Below are 16,305 nucleotides of genomic sequence, written 5' to 3' on the forward strand. Positions count from 1 at the left end.
GCCGGCGGCCGAGCCGGCCAAGGCGGCGCCGCGGCCTCCGGCCGGCGCGGCGGCCGTCGCGCAGGCTTCATCGGTAGGAATGATCCAATCCGCTCCGGTGCGCTCGGGCCAGCAGATCTACGCCGACAACCGCGACCTGACCGTGCTGACCACGGTCGGCGCCGGCGCGGAAGTCATCGCCGACGGTTCGGTGCACATCTACGGCCCGCTGCGCGGCCGCGCCCTCGCCGGCGCGCAGGGCAACGCCCGCGCGCGGATCTTCTGCCGCGAGTTCCATGCCGAACTGGTGGCGATCGCGGGCCATTACAAAGTGCTCGAAGACATCCCCAAGGACCTGCGCGGCAAGCCGGTGCAGGTCTGGCTGGAAGACGAACAAATCAAGATTGCGGCGCTGGACTGACGCCGCACGAACGGAGGAACGAATTTTGACCGAGATTATTGTTGTCACTTCGGGCAAGGGCGGCGTCGGCAAGACCACGACCAGCGCCAGCCTGTCCTGCGGTCTGGCCCGACGCGGCCACAAAGTCGCGGTCATCGACTTCGACGTCGGCCTGCGCAACCTCGACCTGATCATGGGCTGCGAGCGTCGCGTGGTGTACGACTTCGTCAACGTCGTCAACGGCGAAGCCACGCTCAAGCAGGCGCTGATCAAGGACAAGCGTTTCGACACGCTGTTCATCCTGGCCGCCTCGCAGACCCGCGACAAGGACGCGCTGACCAAGGAAGGCGTGCAGAAGGTGCTCGAAGACCTCACCGCCGAAGGCTTCGACTACATCGTCTGCGATTCGCCGGCCGGCATCGAGAAGGGCGCGTTCCTGGCCATGTACTTCGCCGACCAGGCGGTGGTGGTGGTGAACCCGGAAGTGTCCTCGGTGCGCGACTCCGACCGCATCCTCGGCCTGCTCTCGTCCAAGACCCGCCGCGCCGAGAACGGCGAGCGCGTCAAGGAGCACCTGCTGCTGACCCGCTACAGCCCCAAGCGGGTGGAGACCGGCGAGATGCTCAGCATCGGCGACGTCGAGGAAATCCTCGGCCTCAAGACCGTCGGCGTGATCCCGGAATCCGGCGACGTGCTCAACGCCTCCAACAAGGGCGAGCCGGTGATCCTGGAAACCGAATCCGACGCTGCCCAGGCCTACGACGACGCCGTCGCCCGCCTGCTCGGCGACACCCGTCCGATGCGCTTCACCCAAGTGGAAAAGAAGGGCTTCTTCAGCAAGATCTTCGGAGGCTGAGCTCATGGGTCTGTTCGACTTCCTGCTGGCCAAGAAGCAAACCGCCGCGGTCGCCAAGGACCGCCTGCGGATCATCGTCGCGCACGAGCGCGCCGGCCGCGGCGGCCCGGATTACCTGCCGATGCTGCAGCGCGAACTGTTGGAAGTGATCCGCAAGTACGTCAACGTCGACGTCGAAGCGGTCAAGGTCGATGTGGTCAAGGAAGGCCAGCACGACGTGCTCGACATCTCGGTGGCCCTGCCCGACGCGCCCGGCTCGACGCCGGCGCAGGCCTGACGCATAGGCGGCCGACCTCCCGGCCGCCGCGTTTCGCAGCCACCCACGCAATCCCCCTGTAGGAGCGGCGCAAGCCGCGACCGCGAAACCACCGATCGCGCCGCAAACACGAGGCCGCGACCGCGCCTCTCACCGCCGTGCCTCTGCGCCATGCTCCTGCTCGCCGACATCGCCTTCGACGCCGCCGCCGCCCTGCTCGCCCGCTACGGGCTGACGCTGCAGCGCGTGCCCGCGGGCGAGGCGATTCCCGGCAGCTACTGGGGCGACAGCGAGGCCGGCATCATCGCCAGCGCCGTCTACGTGCGCGACGACACGCCGGTGCATTCGATGCTGCACGAGGCCTGCCACCTGATCGTGCTGCCGCCGCAGCGGCGCGCGGCGGTGCACACCGACGCCACCGACTCGATCGAGGAAGAGGACGCGGTGCTGGTGCTGCAGACGGTGCTGGCCGACGCCCTGCCCGGGGTCGGGCGCGAGCGCATGTACGCCGACATGGACGCATGGGGCTACAGCTTCCGGCTGGGCTCGGCGAAGGCCTATGTCGAGCAGGACGCGGACACGTCGTGGCGCTGGCTGGCCGAGCGCGGCCTGGTCGCGTTGCCGGAACGTACGCTGGCGGCGTAACGGCGCAATTCGCGCAGCTGCGTTCGCAGCGTGCGCGTTTGCAGTGCTTGCTCTCGCAGCAGTTCCCGTTCTGGAATCCCCGCTTTTGTGCGAAGCGCCCTTGTGGGAGGGGCTTCAGCCCCGATGCTTTCCGCTCGGATCGCGACAACGCGGCCATCGGGCACAAGAGCGTCGGGGCTGAAGCCCCTCCCACAAGAGCGCCTCGCACAAGAACTCATCACACAAGCGCGGCTGCAACAGCTGGACTGTCATGAGAGCGAGAGTGGGAACATCGGGAACTCCAGAGCGCGGCCGCTGAAACCTCAGCAGGCGAGCCGCATTCAAGCCGGCAATGCGCGGCGCATCGCCGCGAGCGGCCACCGACGCCCTCCCTGGCGCCGACGCCATTCAAACGGTGCGGAGCGGCTATCCCCATAACCGGCTCCGGCGGGTACTGCCTGCATTGCATGCTGCGCGTTGCGTGTTGCGTGCTGCCCTTCCCCTGAAGCGCCGTCCAGGCGCCACTCTCCCCGAGTTCTTCGCCGCCGCGCTCAGTGCGCGGCGAGGCGGTCGCGCCGTTGCGACGCCGTCGGCGCGGCCAGTTCCGGCAGCGCCACGGCGCGGTCGACTTCGACCTCCGCTTCGCTGACCGGATCGGGCAAGGCGCGCGCGGCGCTGCGGTTGGGGCCGGCGTCGGCCGGGCCGTTGATGACCACCACGCCCACCGCGGCCATTGCCAGCAGCGCGAACAGCGCGATGCGCACGGCGCGGCGGGCGAACGGGCGACGGCTGCGCACCGGCGCTTCGGGCTCCTGGGTCCAGCTCAGGTCGGCGCTGAACAAGCGGGCGCCGCCCTCGCGTCCGCGCGGCGGCAGTGCCGTCAGCGTGGCCGTGTGCAACTTGCCGTTGGCGGAGCCCAAGGTCGGTTTCATGCCTTATCCGTTGCAGCCAATACGCGGTGCCGAAGTCCCCACCCCGGCGCGGCCAGCCGACCAGCGGCTGCCCTTGGACGTCACTTTTTCCGTTTTCTCGTCACAAATCAAATCCGTTTTCGTGACAAGCGCCCGCTCCGAGCGTTCACGCGTTGTTCCCCTGACTGAACGAAATTGCGGCCGAAGCTGCGAGCGTTGCGTCGATGCGATGTGAATATCGAATATTTAACAATCTAACCGATTACACAAAACAATTTCTTAACTAATTTTCGCGAACCTGTCAGCAGTTTGTCATGGACAAAGCGCCCGAATCGGCCAAATAGATCGGTTCGGCGCGTCTGATGTAAACGATTTCAATGCCGCGACTGTGCCGGATTTGCGCAAACCCATCTCAGCAGGCGTTGCGCGGCACGCCGCCTGCGCCTCGCGTCGCAGTGCGGCTTGCGCCATCCCCACCCGCCCTCTAGCCTTCCGGTTCGCGCGCCCAGCGCGACACTTTTTACTGGAGAGAGCACACATGAAACCTGTCCGCGCCGTATTGGCGCTCGGCGTCGCTGCGGCCGTGTTCGGCCTGGCCGGCTGCAAGAAGGAACCCGCCCCCGCCCCGAGCGCCAACGCCCCGGCCGCCGCGCCGGCCGGCGAGACCGCGGACCAGTTCATCGCCCGGGTCAACGACGAATACAAGAAGATGTATCCGGAGATGACCGCGGCGCAGTGGCTGTCGTCGACCTACATCAACGACGACAGCCAGCTGCTCTCGGCCAAGGCCAACGAGCGCTACCTCGGCCAGCTCAACAGCTGGATCGAGCAGTCCAGGAAGTTCGAAGGCCAGCCGATGTCGCCGGCCACCGCGCGCGCGATCCAGTTGCTGAAGATCGGCACCGCGATGCCGGCGCCGAAGGATCCGGCCAAGCTCGCCGAGCTGACCCAGATCGCCACCCGCATGGAAGGCATGTACGGCTCGGGCAGCTACTGCAGCGGCCCCGGCGACACCGATTGCCGCCAGCTCGGCGAACTCGAGGACGTGCTGCGCAACAGCCGCGACTACAACGCCCAGCTCGACGCCTGGAAGGGCTGGCACACCATCTCCAAGCCGATGCGCAAGGACTACACGCGCTTCGTCGAACTGGTCAACGAAGGCTCGCGCAATCTCGGCTACGCCGACACCGGCGAGCTGTGGCGTTCTGGCTACGACATGAGCCCGGCGGAGCTGTCGGCCGAGACCGACCGCCTGTGGGGCCAGGTCAAGCCGCTGTACGAACAGTTGCACTGCTACACCCGCTCGCGCCTGGAAACCAAGTACGGCAGCGACAAGGGCCAGGTCGGCGGCGGCCTGCTGCCGGCGCATCTGCTCGGCAATATGTGGCAGCAGGACTGGGGCAACCTGTGGGACGTGCTGGCGCCGTACAGCGAGCAGCAGGCCGGCAGCCTCGACATCAACGCCGCGCTCGCGCGCCAGTACCAGCAGGCGCTCGACGCGCAGCAGGCCAAGGGCGGCGGCGAAGGCGCCAGCGCCGCGCAGCAGGCGCAGGCCGAAGTCGATGCCTCGCTGGCCAACGCCAAGCGCATGACCGAGCGCGCGCAGGACTTCTACGTGTCGCTGGGCATGCCCAAGCTGCCCGACAGCTATTGGGCCAAGACCCAGTTCGTCAAGCCGCGCGACCGCGACGTGGTCTGCCACGCCAGCGCCTGGGACATGAACATGAGCGGCGACGTGCGCACCAAGATGTGCATCAAGCCGAACGAAGAAGACTTCACCACGATCTACCACGAGCTCGGCCACGTCTATTACTACCTGGCCTACAACAAGCAGCCGCCGCTGTTCCAGACCGGCGCGCACGACGGCTTCCACGAAGCCATCGGCGACACCATCGTGCTGGCGATGACGCCCAAGTACCTGTCCTCGATCGGCATGGTCGCCAACCCGCAGCAGAGCCAGGAAGCGCTGATCAACGCGCAGATGCGCATGGCGCTGGCGAAGGTGTCGTTCCTGCCGTTCGGCCTGATGATCGACCGCTGGCGCTGGGGCGTGTTCGACGGCTCGATCAAGCCCGACCAGTACAACAAGGCGTGGTGGGAGCTGAAGGCCAAGTACCAGGGCGTGGCGCCGGTGGAAGCGCGCGGCGAAGAGTTCTTCGACGCCGGCGCCAAGTACCACGTGCCGGGCAACACCCCGTACACGCGCTACTTCCTCTCGCACGTGCTGCAGTTCCAGTTCTACAAGGCGCTGTGCGACGCGGCCGGCTACAAGGGCCCGCTGTACGAGTGCAGCTTCTACGGCAACAAGGCCGCCGGCGCCAAGTTCGAGGCGATGCTGAGCAAGGGCGCGAGCCAGCCGTGGCAGCAGACCATGAAGGAGCTCACCGGCGGCGAGAAGATGGACGCCTCGGCGGTGCTGGAATACTTCGCGCCGCTGCAGACCTGGCTCAAGCAGCAGAACGAAGGCAAGAGCTGCGGCTGGCAGGCCTCGGCGGCGGGCGCTGCGGCGCCGGTGCCGCCGGCGGCCAAGCCTGCGGCGAAGAACGAGGCGCCGGCCAAGGCCGCCAAGGGCTGAGCGGCGGTTTTCAGTCGATACCACGGGCCGGCGCATGCCGGCCCGTTTTTTTTGCGCGATGCCGTCCCCGCCGACGCAAGTTCGCGAATCCGCGGCCGCGCAGCATCGCACCGGCCGCGACAGAACTTCAGTTCCCCAACCCCACTCCTGCTCCCCCAACCCCGCTTGCGACCCGCCGAAACAGCTCACCCGATCCATCACCTCCGCCCGACCCGGTACTGGCGCGCGGCGCGGCGGCGGCCGATGATCCGGGCCTGACCGGCGGCCTCCCGCCGCTGCCGACGAGCCCGCCCCGCATGACCGCTTCCCACCGCATCGCCCCGCGCCGCACCGTCCTCGCCCTGTTCGCCGCGGCCTTCGCCGCCGCCGGCGCGCACGCCGGCGAACCCGCCGCCGAGCCGGTCGACCTGCTGATCCGCCACGCCAATGTTGTCGATGTGATCGCCGGCAAGCTGCGCAGCGACCGCCTGATCGCCGTGCGCGGCGACCGCATCGTCGCGGTCGAGGCGGACGCGAAGGCGGCGCGCTTCGCCGCGCAGCGCAGCATCGACGCCGGCGGCAAGTACGCGATCCCCGGCCTGTGGGACATGCACGTGCACTTCGGCGGCGGCGACAAACTGATCGAAGAGAACAAGAACCTGCTGCCGCTGTACGTCGCCCACGGCATCGCCGCGGTGCGCGACGCCGCCGGCGACCTCAGCCCGAGCGTGTTCGAATGGCGCGACGCGGTCGCCGCCGGCCGCCTCGACGGCCCGACCATCTTCACCTCCGGGCCGAAACTGGAAGGCTACAAGTCGATCTGGCCCGGCGACATCGAAGTCGGCAGCCACGAAGAAATAGCCAAGGCGCTGGACCAGTTGCAGGGCTGGAAGGTCGACTTCGTCAAGATCACCGACAACACCTTGTCGCCGGAACTGTTCATGGACGCGCTGCAGCAGGCGCGCGCGCGCGGCCTGCGGGTCTCGGCGCACCTGCCGTTCGTGCTGCCGGTCGACGAGGTCAGCCAGGCCGGGCTGAGTTCGATCGAGCATATCGAGTATGCGTACAAGGCCGGCTCGTCGCAGGAGGCCGAGATCAGCGCGATGGTCCGCCGCGGCGAGATCGACAGCCGCGAGGGCTGGAACCGCATCCAGGCCAGCTTCGACCGCAAGACCGCGCTCGCCGTCTACCGCCGCCTCGCCCAGCGCGGGACCGCGGTGACGCCGACGCTCAACGGCAGCTTCGTCACTACCTATCTGGATCGCGACGACCACAAGCGCGATCCGTACCTGCAATACATCGGCCCGGGCCTGCAGGCGACGTACGCGTGGCGGGTCGAGCGCGCGGCCAAGGACGACGCGGCCGCGATCGTGCGCCGGCACGAGCGCTACCAGCGCAACGCTTCGATCCTGCCGCTGCTGCAGCAAGCCGGCGTGAACATCCTCGCCGGCACCGACGCGGGCTTCCTCAATTCGTTCAACTACCCGGGCGTCGGGTTGCACGACGAGATGCAGCGCTTCGTCGAAAGCGGCCTGACCCCGTTGCAGACGCTGCGCGCGGCGACCATCAACGGCGCGCGCTTCCTCGGCCAGGACAAGGAACACGGGTCGCTGGCGGCGGGCAAGGCGGCCGACATCGTGCTGCTCGACGCCGACCCGCTGCGCGATATCGGCGCGACGCGCAAGATCGATACTTTCGTGCTGCGCGGCAAGGTCCACGACCGCGCGGCGCTGGATGCGATGCTGGCGCAGGTGCGCGAAGAAGTGGCGGCGCAGCGGGCGGCGGATGAGGCTGCAAAGGCTGCTGGGCCCGCCGAGCGCTGAGGCGCGCGCTATTGCGGGACGGAAACGGTGGGGGTTTCGCCGTGGTTGCATTGTCGCGGTCGCAGCTCGCGCAGCTCCTACAAGAGCACCCTGTAGGAGCTGCGCGAGCTGCGACCGCGACACTTCGACTACGGCGCGACCCTGATCGCACCGCCTACCCCGCCTTCGCCCCACGGAACCTCTGCGGCGTCGTCCCGCTGAACTGCTGGAACATCGCGATGAACGCCGACGCGCTGGCGTAGCCCATCTGCGCGGCCACCTGCTGCACGCTGCGCCCCTGCTCCAGCAATGGCACCGATTGCTGGAAACGCAGGCGCTGCCGCCATTGCGCGAACGACATCCCCAATTCGTCGCGGCAGCGCCGGCTCAAGGTGCGCTCGGTGGTGTGCACGCGCTGCGCCCACTGCGCCAGGGTGGTGTTGTCGCCGGGCGCGTGCTGCAGCGCGTCCAGGATCGGCCCGAGCAGGCGATCGTCGCTGTGCGGGACGAAGCTCAGCAGCATCGGCGTGGCCAGCAGCTTGTCGATCAGCACCCGCGCCAGACGCCGGTCGGCGGGCGTGTCGGGAATCTCGACGCCGCGGTCGAACAAATCCTCGACCCCGGCCAGAAACAGCGGATGCAGGCGCACGATGCCGGGCGCGGCCGGCAGCGCCGGGGTGTAGCGTTCGGCGATGTTGATCAAACGGCATTTCGCTTCGCGCCGGTTGTGCGAGGTGTGGTCCATGCCGGCCGGGATCCACGCCGCATAGCCCGGCGGCGCGAACAACGGCTGGCCCTCGACCACGAACGACATGCTGCCGGACTCCACGAACGCCAGCTGGCCCCAGGGATGCCGGTGCAGCGCGCTCTCGGTGTCCACCGCCAGCGCTTCGTAGCGCAGCAGCAGCGGGCCCGGCAATGAACGGTAGGGGTAATGGAACTGGCGGCTGCGGCGCATTTGTCCGGGGTTCGCTACGGCGTGTCGGATTATCGGCATTTGCCGGCTACCCGACATTCTAAAATAGCCTGCCCCCACGTTGTACCCGTTGTACGAAGGATGTCCGCGATGCACCTGTTACTGCCGATCCTGGCCACCGTGATCTGGGCCGGAAACACGATCGTCAGCAAGCTCTCGGCCGGCGCGATCGAGCCGGCGGCGATCTCGTTCTACCGCTGGCTGGTCGCGCTGCTGGCGCTGACCCCGTTCCTGCTGCCGCGGGTCTGGAAGCTGCGCGCGCAGGTGCGGCCGCACTGGCGCAAGCTGGTGGTGCTGGCCGCGCTGGGCATGGTCCTGTATCAGTCGCTGGCGTATTTCGCCGCGCACAGCGTCAGCGCGATGACCATGGGCCTGGTGGTCGCGGCGATTCCGCCGATGACGATGGTCATCGGCATGGCCCTGCTCAAGACCCGGCCCTCGCCGGGCATACTGATCGGCGCGGCGGTGTCCTTCATCGGCCTGACCTGGCTGCTCAGCGGCGGCCATCCGGCGCGGCTGCTGCAGCAGGGCTTGGGCCGCGGCGAGCTGATGATGCTGCTGGCCGCGTTCTCCTACGCGCTGTACGGCGTACTGGTGAAGCGCTGGGCGCTGCCGATCCCGAACGGCGAATCGCTGTACCTGCAGATCCTGTGCGGCACCGTGCTGCTGTTGCCGGGCTTCGCGCTGGCGCCGTCGGTGGCGCTGACCGCGCACAACCTGCCGCTGGTGCTGTACGCCGGCATCCTCGCCTCGACCCTGGCGCCGTGGTTCTGGATGCACGGGCTGTTGAAGCTGGGCACCGACAAGACCGCGGTGCTGATGAACCTCACCCCGGTGTTCACCGCGCTGCTGGCGGTGCTGTTGCTGGGCGAACCGCTGCAGCTGTACCACTGGATCGGCGGCGGCCTGACCTTGCTCGGCGTGGCCGTGGCGCAGGCGTTGAAGCAGAAGCCGGCGCCGGTGTTGCAGGTGAGCGAGTGCGCGGGGTGAGCGTCGCGGCGCGGTGAACCGAAGCTTCTTTAGGAGTGGTGCAAGCCGCGGCCGCGACACCGGGCTTGCGTCGCAGGCCGACTGTCGCGGTCGCAGCTTGCGCAGCTCCTACAGTCGCGAACGAACCATCCGAAGCTACCTGTAGGAGCGGCGCAAGCCGCGACCGCGATACCGCAACTACATCGCAACTCGCCCGCCTGCAGCGTCGCCAACACGCCGCCCGCCATCCGCTGCGCGCACCGCCGGCAACCGCCCCGCGCCGCCGCGTTCGCCCTGTGAGCCGCGTCAAGTTCGCCGTCTGCGCGCGCTGCTAGGGTCGCAGCCATGTCGTCGCCACCCGACAGCGCTGCCGAACCCAATCCGCGTCCGCCCTATCTGTTGTGGGCGGCGCTGGCCTTGGCCAGCGCGCTGGTGGTCGCGCTGGGCTGGCAGGCGATGCGCTTGCGCGAAGGCCAGCGCTGGCTGGTCGAGCGGGTCGATCGTCCCTATGTCGGCATGTTCGTGCCGAAAGTCGCGGCCACCGCGCTCGACGGCCGCGCGTTGTCGCTGGGGCAGCCGCAGGGGCGGCGCCAAGTGCTGTTCTTCTTCAACACCACCTGTCCGCATTGCCGCGCCTCGCTGCCGCAGCTCAAGCTGGCCGCGCGCGAGCTGCGCCGTCGTGACGATGTCGAACTGATCGGGGTGGCGTTCGCCCGCCCGCAACAGGCCGCCGCCTATGCGCGCGAACACGCGCTGGAATTTCCGCTCGCCGCTGTCGACGACGACCGCCGCACCCTGGCGCTGTTCCGCGCGCGCCGGCTGCCGTCGCTGTTGGTGATCGACGGCGACGGCCGGGTGCGCTACCAGCGCGTCGGCGAACTCGACGGCAAGGCCCCGTTGCGCGAATTGTTGCGCGCGGCGACGGCGGCGGAACCGTCGGCGCGGCCGGATTCAAGTCCGACCGCTCCAAGTCCAACCGATCCAAGTCCAACGGATTCAAACCCAACGGGCTCGAACCCGACGGGCTCGACTTCGACGGCACTGGCCTCGCGCTAGCCGCGAAACCGCCGACGCGGATGCGGCGCGCGCCACGGCGCGGCGACGCTGCCGCGGCGTCCATGCACAGGGCGCGGCCGCGGCGACGCGGACGAGCCCGCCGCCCCGACGGCGTCCGCGGCGTCGGGCATCGCCCGCCGCCGCGAGGTACGCGGCGCCTACGACAGGAGCAGTGCAATGAACCAACGCAAGCGTGGTGCCCGGATCGCCCTCGCGGCGCTGCTGTTCTGCGCCGCGATGGGATTCGGCGCGTTCCAGGTGGTCGCCGGCAACGGCGCCGCGCCGGAGCAATCGAACTACTGCGACCACGTCTCGTGCCGCGCCGAATGCCCCGACTTCGGCGGCGACCTCGGCCCCGGCGGCCCGGGCCGCCCGGACGTCTGCTATTGCTGCGGCTGATCCCCCTCGGCCGCAAGCCTGTGCCGGCCGCGGGGGGTGGCCCCCGGCCGGCTTTTTTTTCCCGATCCATCCATCGCGCCGCGGCCGCCTCGCCGCCGGCGCTTCGCACGCTCGCGCCGCGCGCCTGCGCACGTCCTCGCCAACGCCGCCGGTCGCGCGCCCGCGCGCGTTACGCAAAACGCGACCGCGAGCGGACAAGCGCGACGGCCAGTCTGCCCATACTGCGGACGCACGAGGCGGTTGCACATCCGATACAGACGCAGACCACAAGGTTTGTTAGTTTGCGCACTGCAACACCCCGCCCGACGCCGCGAAGGGGCGCGACGTCCACGGCGGCCTCTCGCCCGTCGCGCGCTGCGCATCGCGGCGGCGGGGCGCGCATGAGGCGTCATGCGGACAACGGCCCCGACGACTGAAGCAACGAAAGGCGAGCGGACGCTGCGATGCCCCAACGCGTCGATCGGATCAAGAACCTGGCCAGCGTCTCGCAGTTCCGCATCGGCGCGCTGCTGGTGCAGCCCGACCGCCTGGCGATCGTGCGCGACGGCCAGTCCACCGCGCTGGAACCGCGCATGATGGAAGTGCTGATCGCGCTGGCCGAACGCGCCGGCGAGGTGGTCAGCGCCGAGCAATTGCTGATCGAGATCTGGCGCGGCACGTTCTACGGCGACAACCCGGTGCACAAGACCATCGCCCAGCTGCGCCGGCGCCTGGGCGACAGCAGCCGCGAACCGGAATTCATCGAGACCATCCGCAAGCGCGGCTATCGCCTGGTCGCGCCGGTGAGCTTCCCCGACGATTACCGCAGCGGCCTGCCGCGCGCGGCGGCGTGGACCCAGGGCAGCCCTTATGTCGGCCTGCGCTCGTTCGACCAGGACCACGCCGGCGTGTTCTTCGGCCGCAGCCGCGCCACCGCGGAACTGCTGGCGACGCTGCGCGAGCAGATCGACAACCAGCGCCGCTTCGTCCTGGTCGCCGGCGCCAGCGGCTGCGGCAAGACCTCGCTGCTGCGCGCCGGGGTGCTGCCGCTGCTGCGCCAGGACGGCGGCTTCGACGGCCTGCACGCGCTGGCCAGCGCCTACTTCGACCTCGGCGCCTGCCGCGGCGGCGACCTGCTGGCGCGGCTGGCGGCGGCGCTGTGCGCGTGGTCGCTGGACGGGCGGCCGGTGTTCCTCGACGGCGAAGCGCAGTGGCTGGAACAGCAATTGCGCAGCGCGCCCGAAGCGGTGCGCGCGCGCATCGACGACGCCTTCGCCCGCCGCACCGCGCCGCTGGCCGAGCGCGCGCACCTGCTGCTGGTGGTCGACCACGCCGAAGCCGCGGTCGCCGCGCCCGGCATCGGCGACGCCGACCGCCGCGACTTCGGCGCCGCGCTCGACGCGCTGTGCGCGAGCCCGCGCGTGGCCGCCATCGCCATCGCCCGCAGCGATTTCTATCCGGCGCTGGTGGAGAAAGTGCCGGGCCTGGCCGAGCTCAAGGCCGGCGACGGCCACATCGACCTGCTGACCCCGCGCATCGGCGAGATCGGCCAGATCATCCGCGCCCCGGCCGCGCTGGCCGGGCTGAGTTTCGAGGAAGACCCCGACAGCTCGCTGCGCCTGGACGACCTGCTGCGCGACGCCGCCGCCGAACATCCCGATTCGCTGCCGCTGCTGCAGCACACCTTGCAGGCGCTGTACGAACGCCAGGGCGACGGCGGCCTGCTGCGGCTGGCGACGTATCGCGAACTCGGCGGCCTGGAAGGCGCGCTGGCGCACCGCGCCGAGCAGGTGTTCGCCGAACTGCCGGCGGGCGCGCAGGCCAGCCTGGAGCGGGTGCTGGCGGCGCTGATCGTGATCCGTCCCGACAGCGACGCGGTCACTGGCCGGCGGGTGCCGTGGTCGAGCCTGGACGACGCGGCCGCGCGCGAACTGGCCGAGGCCTTCGTGCGCGCGCGCCTGTTCGTCGGCGAGCTCAGCGGCGGCGAGCCCGGCTTCGGCGTCGCCCACGAAGCGCTGCTGCGGCAGTGGCCGCGCGCGCGCGAGTGGACGCGCGAGAACCGCCAGCTGCTGCAGGCGCGCGAACGCCTGCAGCGCGCGGCGCGGCGCTGGGCCGCCGAAGGCCGGCGCAACGATCACCTGCTCAATCCCGGCCGGCCGCTGGCCGAGGCGCGCGAAGCCGCGCGCCGCCTGCCCGATCGGCTCGATGCCGACGACCTGCAGTTCCTGCACGCCTGCGAACGCCAGCAGCGGCGCAAGCAATGGCTGCGCGCCGGCGCGATCGGCGCGCTGTGCGCGCTGGCGCTGGTCGCCACCGGCCTGGGCCTGCAGGCCTGGCAGGCGCGGCGCGAGGCCGAGCAGCGCCGCGACCAGGCGCAGACCTTGGTCGCCTTCATGCTCGACGACCTGGCCGAACAACTGCGCCCGCTCGGCAATCTGAAGCTGCTGCGCAGCATCGCCAACCAGTCGCTGTCGTATCTGGAGCGCATGCCGGAAACCGACATGCAGCCGCGCGAGCTGGTCAGCCACGCGCGCGCGCTGCGCACGGTCGGCGAGGTGCTGCTCGACCAGGGCAAGTTCGACGACGCGCGCGTCGCCTTCGAGCGCGCCCAGGCCGCTTCCGCGCGCGCGCTCGCCCAGGAGCCGCAGTCGCTGGAAGCGCTGGCCGAATCGGGCACCACCGCTTACTGGCTGGGCTATCACGACTACAAGCAAAAGAAGTTCGACGCCACCCGCACCCACTGGCAGGCCTATCTGCGCGCGTCCGAACGGCTGGTCCAGCGCGCGCCGGGCGATCCGCGCTGGCGGCTGGAACTGTCCTACGCGCTCAACAACCTCGGCACCCTGGCCTACAGCGGCCAGCGCCTGGACGAGGCCGGCGAGCTGTTCGCGCGCTCGGCGGCGATCAAGCGCCAGTTGCTGGCCGACAAGCCCGACGACAGCAACCTGCGCTACGAACTGGTCGACAGCCTGTCGTGGCTGAGCAGCGCGCAGGACGCGCGCGGGCTGCTGGCCGAGGCCGCGCAAGGCTACGCCGCGCAGACCCGGATGCTGCGCGAACTGGTCGACAGCGAGCCCAACGCCGACGAATGGCGGCGCAAGCTGGCCACATCGCTGCTGCGCAGCTCGGTGCTGGCGCTGGACCGCGGCCAGACCGGGCAGGCCGAGCGCGAGATCGCCGAATCGGTGCGCATGCTCAAGAACCTGTCCGAGCAGCAGCCCGACAACCAGACCTGGCAGCGCAACCTCGGCCACGCCTACGCCCACGCCGGCTGGGTCGCGGCGATGGCCGGCGCGCGCGCGAGCGCGCTCGAGCGCCTGCGCGCGGCCCAGCGCACGCTGGCGCCGATCATGCAGGCCAAGGACCGCCCGCCGGAATGGCGTCTGCTCGACGCGACCGTGCGCCTGCGCCTGGTCCAGGCCGATCCGCTGGCCTCGGCCGAAGACGCCGACGCGGCGATCGCCGACCTGCAGAGCCTGCACGAAGGCGCGCCGGCCGACCTGCCCAACCGCTCCAGCTTCGCCCGCGCGCTGGCCTGGCGCGGCGAGCGCTATGCCGCCGCCGGCGACGCGGCGCGCGCGCGCGTCGACTTCCAGCAGGTCGATCGATTGCTGGCGCAATTCGCCGCCGACACCCGCGACCGGGTCGTGCTCGACGCCTGGAGCCGCGCGCAGGTGCGCCTGGGCGCACGCGCGCGCGCCGCGCGCCAGATCGCCTGGCTGCAGCGCGCCGGCTACCGCCATCCTGGTTTCGTAGCGCTTTACGAAACCGCTCCCCAGCCACCATGACCGACAGGAATCCATCATGGCCAAGAAAGACTCCGCCAAGCCGGCGGCCGCGACCGACAAGAAGCGCAAGCGCCCCACGCCGTGGGACGGCCAGTACCCGGTGCGAAGGATCGAGCTGACCGTGGCCCATGTCGGCTTCGGCGGCAACGCCGGCAAGGGCCATTATTTCTACAGCTTCGCCCCGGACGTGGTGACCTTCCAGCAGCCCGGCGGGCTGTGGATCGAGTACGCGTTCGAAGCCCAGGTGCCGGAGCGTTTCGAGATCCGCAACGTGCTGACCTCCGACGCCAAGGACCAGATCGGCCCGCCGGTGTTCGACCCGTCGGAGAAGGACCCCGACTACCGCCGCCGCGTGTACCTGTTCAACCGCAACACCGAATCGACCCTGATCTTCTTCACCGTGCTGGTCCGCGACAGGCTCAGCAACTACAACGACGTGGAGCTGATTTCCTGCGACCCGCAGGTCGGCAACGATCCGCAGATCGTGCCGGGCGCGATCAAGGGCGAGAAGCCGAAGAAGTCCAGGAAGGGCTGAGCCGCGCGGCCGCGGGCGGCGTTCGCGCCGCCCGCGGCCGAACTGCGGCGGCGGGACGGCCGCCGCCGCAGCTCGGCCGACGCAACGCGCGTCGCCGCGCTCAGTTGGTCGAACAGAACGTCACGTAGTGGTCCGCCGAGTAGTAACGCGCGTTGATCACCTTCTTGGCGCCGTCGGTGACCAGGTACACCAGGCGGCGCTGGCCGGCCGCGCCGGTGGCGGCGCGGATCTTGCCTTCCCAATACAACTGCCCGCGGCCGGCCGCCGGCAGCTTGCCTTCGTTGTTGGAGAAGATCTGCACGTCCAGTCCCATGCGGCCGCAGTCGGCCAGCGGGTTGGCCATGGTGATGCAGACCGACATGTCGCGCTTGGCGTCGCGGATGTCCGGCGGCAGGCTGCCGCACGCGGGCGGCGTGGCCGCCGAAGCGGCGGCGACGGCGAGGCACAGGCTCAGCGCCGAGACGGCGCGGGTGGCGAGGTTCATGGCGATACTCCTGGTAATGGAAACGGATCGGGAACGCAGCCCCGGCGGGCCTGCGGTTCGTCGCCGGCCGCGCAGGAACGGCGGCGCGCCCGCGCCGCCGTGCGCACGCGCTTACTTGCCCGCGACCTGGCAGAAGCTCTTGAAGCTGTCGTCGGTGAAGTAGCGCTTGGCGACCGGCTTGCCCTTGGCGCCGACGGCGACGTTGTAGACCAGGCCCTGCGGCGAGCCCAGCAGCGCCGGCGAGGCGCGCCAGTACTGCGCGCCGATCCCGCCCAGCGGCGGCAGCAGGCCCTGGGCGTTGTCGTAGATGCGGGCGTTGAGCCGGTACTTGAGGCAGGCCTTGGCCGGGTCGGCGGCGTGCACGCAGATATTGAAGTCGCGCACCAGGGCCTCGGGCGGGGCGGTCTTGCACGCCGGCGGGTCGCCGGCCAGGGCCGGCGCGGCGGCGCACAGCAGGGCGGCGGCCAGCGACCACTTCACATGTTGGACGTTCATGGGTTCTCTCTCTCTGCGAACAAGGTGGGCCCGCGCGGGCCCGGCCCGGAGGCGGTCTGCGCGAGGCGGCCGCTAGTGCCGCGCCGCCACCTTGGCCGCGCCGCGGCGGCCGCGCCTTCCGGCAACCTTACGGTCGCGTCCCGGCCGCGCCCGGTTCGCGCCGGACTGTGTCGCACCGCACCCGCGCCGGTGAGACCCGGTAGAGCCGCGGTGAGCGCGCGGCGAGACTGGGTGAGCGCGCG

The 16,305-nt window shown here is 70.1% G+C and carries 16 protein-coding genes and 1 pseudogene; 12 read left to right on the plus strand and 5 right to left on the minus strand.

Annotated features, from left to right (window positions below):
• From minC to A7A76_RS03935, 4 genes are all read left to right on the plus strand, one after another.
• Positions 1–400: septum site-determining protein MinC (gene minC / locus A7A76_RS03920; RefSeq protein ID WP_206409968.1), on the plus strand; the 400-nt coding region annotated here is incomplete at its 5' end.
• Positions 401–425: 25 nt separating this feature from the next.
• Complete coding sequence (minD, locus tag A7A76_RS03925) at positions 426–1,235, plus strand: septum site-determining protein MinD (protein ID WP_206409969.1); 810 nt, start codon at positions 426–428, stop codon at positions 1,233–1,235.
• 4 nt (positions 1,236–1,239) lie between these two features.
• Entirely contained in the window at positions 1,240–1,512 is a 273-nt protein-coding gene (gene minE / locus A7A76_RS03930) for a cell division topological specificity factor MinE (protein WP_074863478.1), read from the plus strand.
• Between the two features lie 150 nt (positions 1,513–1,662).
• Positions 1,663–2,136 carry a hypothetical protein gene (locus tag A7A76_RS03935; RefSeq protein ID WP_206409970.1) on the plus strand — a complete coding sequence of 158 codons (474 nt, stop codon included), beginning with the start codon at positions 1,663–1,665 and terminating at the stop codon, positions 2,134–2,136.
• Here A7A76_RS03935 and A7A76_RS26235 read toward each other — a convergent pair.
• On the minus strand, positions 2,049–2,300 hold the full coding sequence (locus A7A76_RS26235) for a DUF6053 domain-containing protein (protein ID WP_428995076.1): 252 nt from the start codon (positions 2,298–2,300) through the stop codon (positions 2,049–2,051). The genes A7A76_RS03935 and A7A76_RS26235 overlap by 88 nt on opposite strands.
• Here A7A76_RS26235 and A7A76_RS26240 point away from each other — a divergent pair.
• Positions 2,286–2,390 (plus strand): annotated as a pseudogene (locus A7A76_RS26240) (DUF6053 domain-containing protein); the annotation flags it as partial. The gene A7A76_RS26235 and the pseudogene A7A76_RS26240 overlap by 15 nt on opposite strands.
• Before the next feature lie 276 nt (positions 2,391–2,666).
• Here the strand turns inward: A7A76_RS26240 and A7A76_RS03940 are convergent.
• The gene (locus A7A76_RS03940) at positions 2,667–3,047 is read right to left on the minus strand and encodes a hypothetical protein (protein WP_206409971.1); all 381 of its coding nucleotides are present in this window, start codon (positions 3,045–3,047) and stop codon (positions 2,667–2,669) included.
• Positions 3,048–3,564: 517 nt separating this feature from the next.
• Between A7A76_RS03940 and A7A76_RS03945 the strand changes: the two genes are divergently transcribed.
• Both A7A76_RS03945 and A7A76_RS03950 read left to right on the plus strand, forming a co-directional pair.
• The gene (locus A7A76_RS03945) at positions 3,565–5,601 is read left to right on the plus strand and encodes a M2 family metallopeptidase (protein ID WP_206409972.1); all 2,037 of its coding nucleotides are present in this window, start codon (positions 3,565–3,567) and stop codon (positions 5,599–5,601) included.
• Between the two features lie 296 nt (positions 5,602–5,897).
• Complete coding sequence (locus tag A7A76_RS03950) at positions 5,898–7,403, plus strand: amidohydrolase family protein (RefSeq protein ID WP_206409973.1); 1,506 nt, start codon at positions 5,898–5,900, stop codon at positions 7,401–7,403.
• A gap of 154 nt (positions 7,404–7,557) precedes the next feature.
• Here A7A76_RS03950 and A7A76_RS03955 read toward each other — a convergent pair whose 3' ends face one another.
• Positions 7,558–8,340: a helix-turn-helix domain-containing protein gene (locus A7A76_RS03955; RefSeq protein ID WP_206409974.1), complete on the minus strand. Its 783-nt coding sequence runs from the start codon at positions 8,338–8,340 to the stop codon at positions 7,558–7,560.
• A 108-nt stretch (positions 8,341–8,448) separates the two neighbouring features.
• Here A7A76_RS03955 and A7A76_RS03960 point away from each other — a divergent pair, with 108 nt between their 5' ends.
• From A7A76_RS03960 to A7A76_RS03980, 5 genes are all read left to right on the plus strand, one after another.
• The gene (locus A7A76_RS03960) at positions 8,449–9,348 is read left to right on the plus strand and encodes a DMT family transporter (RefSeq protein ID WP_206409975.1); all 900 of its coding nucleotides are present in this window, start codon (positions 8,449–8,451) and stop codon (positions 9,346–9,348) included.
• A gap of 324 nt (positions 9,349–9,672) precedes the next feature.
• Positions 9,673–10,383 carry a peroxiredoxin family protein gene (locus tag A7A76_RS03965; RefSeq protein WP_206409976.1) on the plus strand — a complete coding sequence of 237 codons (711 nt, stop codon included), beginning with the start codon at positions 9,673–9,675 and terminating at the stop codon, positions 10,381–10,383.
• Positions 10,384–10,560: 177 nt separating this feature from the next.
• Complete coding sequence (locus tag A7A76_RS03970) at positions 10,561–10,782, plus strand: hypothetical protein (RefSeq protein ID WP_206409977.1); 222 nt, start codon at positions 10,561–10,563, stop codon at positions 10,780–10,782.
• A gap of 443 nt (positions 10,783–11,225) precedes the next feature.
• Positions 11,226–14,549 (plus strand): winged helix-turn-helix domain-containing protein, encoded by a 3,324-nt coding sequence (locus A7A76_RS03975; RefSeq protein WP_206409978.1) that lies wholly within the window; start codon positions 11,226–11,228, stop codon positions 14,547–14,549.
• A 16-nt stretch (positions 14,550–14,565) separates the two neighbouring features.
• The gene (locus A7A76_RS03980) at positions 14,566–15,084 is read left to right on the plus strand and encodes a hypothetical protein (RefSeq protein WP_241200709.1); all 519 of its coding nucleotides are present in this window, start codon (positions 14,566–14,568) and stop codon (positions 15,082–15,084) included.
• 100 nt (positions 15,085–15,184) lie between these two features.
• Here the strand turns inward: A7A76_RS03980 and A7A76_RS03985 are convergent, their stop codons facing one another.
• Positions 15,185–15,568, minus strand: coding sequence for a ribonuclease domain-containing protein (locus tag A7A76_RS03985; protein ID WP_206409979.1), 384 nt, complete (start codon positions 15,566–15,568; stop codon positions 15,185–15,187).
• A gap of 111 nt (positions 15,569–15,679) precedes the next feature.
• Positions 15,680–16,063 carry a hypothetical protein gene (locus tag A7A76_RS03990; protein ID WP_206409980.1) on the minus strand — a complete coding sequence of 128 codons (384 nt, stop codon included), beginning with the start codon at positions 16,061–16,063 and terminating at the stop codon, positions 15,680–15,682.
• Positions 16,064–16,305 lie beyond the last annotated feature (242 nt).

The sequence above is a fragment of the Lysobacter enzymogenes genome, assembly GCF_017168095.1.
GTDB lineage: Bacteria > Pseudomonadota > Gammaproteobacteria > Xanthomonadales > Xanthomonadaceae > Lysobacter > Lysobacter enzymogenes_D.

Coding starts and splice junctions, on each gene's coding strand:
- minE (WP_074863478.1), top strand. CDS start 1,240: ATGGGTCTGTTCGACTTCCTGCTGGCCAAGAAGCAAACCGCCGCGGTC.
- A7A76_RS03935 (WP_206409970.1), top strand. CDS start 1,663: ATGCTCCTGCTCGCCGACATCGCCTTCGACGCCGCCGCCGCCCTGCTC.
- A7A76_RS03940 (WP_206409971.1), bottom strand. CDS start 3,047: ATGAAACCGACCTTGGGCTCCGCCAACGGCAAGTTGCACACGGCCACG.
- A7A76_RS03945 (WP_206409972.1), top strand. CDS start 3,565: ATGAAACCTGTCCGCGCCGTATTGGCGCTCGGCGTCGCTGCGGCCGTG.
- A7A76_RS03950 (WP_206409973.1), top strand. CDS start 5,898: ATGACCGCTTCCCACCGCATCGCCCCGCGCCGCACCGTCCTCGCCCTG.
- A7A76_RS03955 (WP_206409974.1), bottom strand. CDS start 8,340: ATGCGCCGCAGCCGCCAGTTCCATTACCCCTACCGTTCATTGCCGGGC.
- A7A76_RS03960 (WP_206409975.1), top strand. CDS start 8,449: ATGCACCTGTTACTGCCGATCCTGGCCACCGTGATCTGGGCCGGAAAC.
- A7A76_RS03965 (WP_206409976.1), top strand. CDS start 9,673: ATGTCGTCGCCACCCGACAGCGCTGCCGAACCCAATCCGCGTCCGCCC.
- A7A76_RS03970 (WP_206409977.1), top strand. CDS start 10,561: ATGAACCAACGCAAGCGTGGTGCCCGGATCGCCCTCGCGGCGCTGCTG.
- A7A76_RS03975 (WP_206409978.1), top strand. CDS start 11,226: ATGCCCCAACGCGTCGATCGGATCAAGAACCTGGCCAGCGTCTCGCAG.
- A7A76_RS03980 (WP_241200709.1), top strand. CDS start 14,566: ATGGCCAAGAAAGACTCCGCCAAGCCGGCGGCCGCGACCGACAAGAAG.
- A7A76_RS03985 (WP_206409979.1), bottom strand. CDS start 15,568: ATGAACCTCGCCACCCGCGCCGTCTCGGCGCTGAGCCTGTGCCTCGCC.
- A7A76_RS03990 (WP_206409980.1), bottom strand. CDS start 16,063: ATGAACGTCCAACATGTGAAGTGGTCGCTGGCCGCCGCCCTGCTGTGC.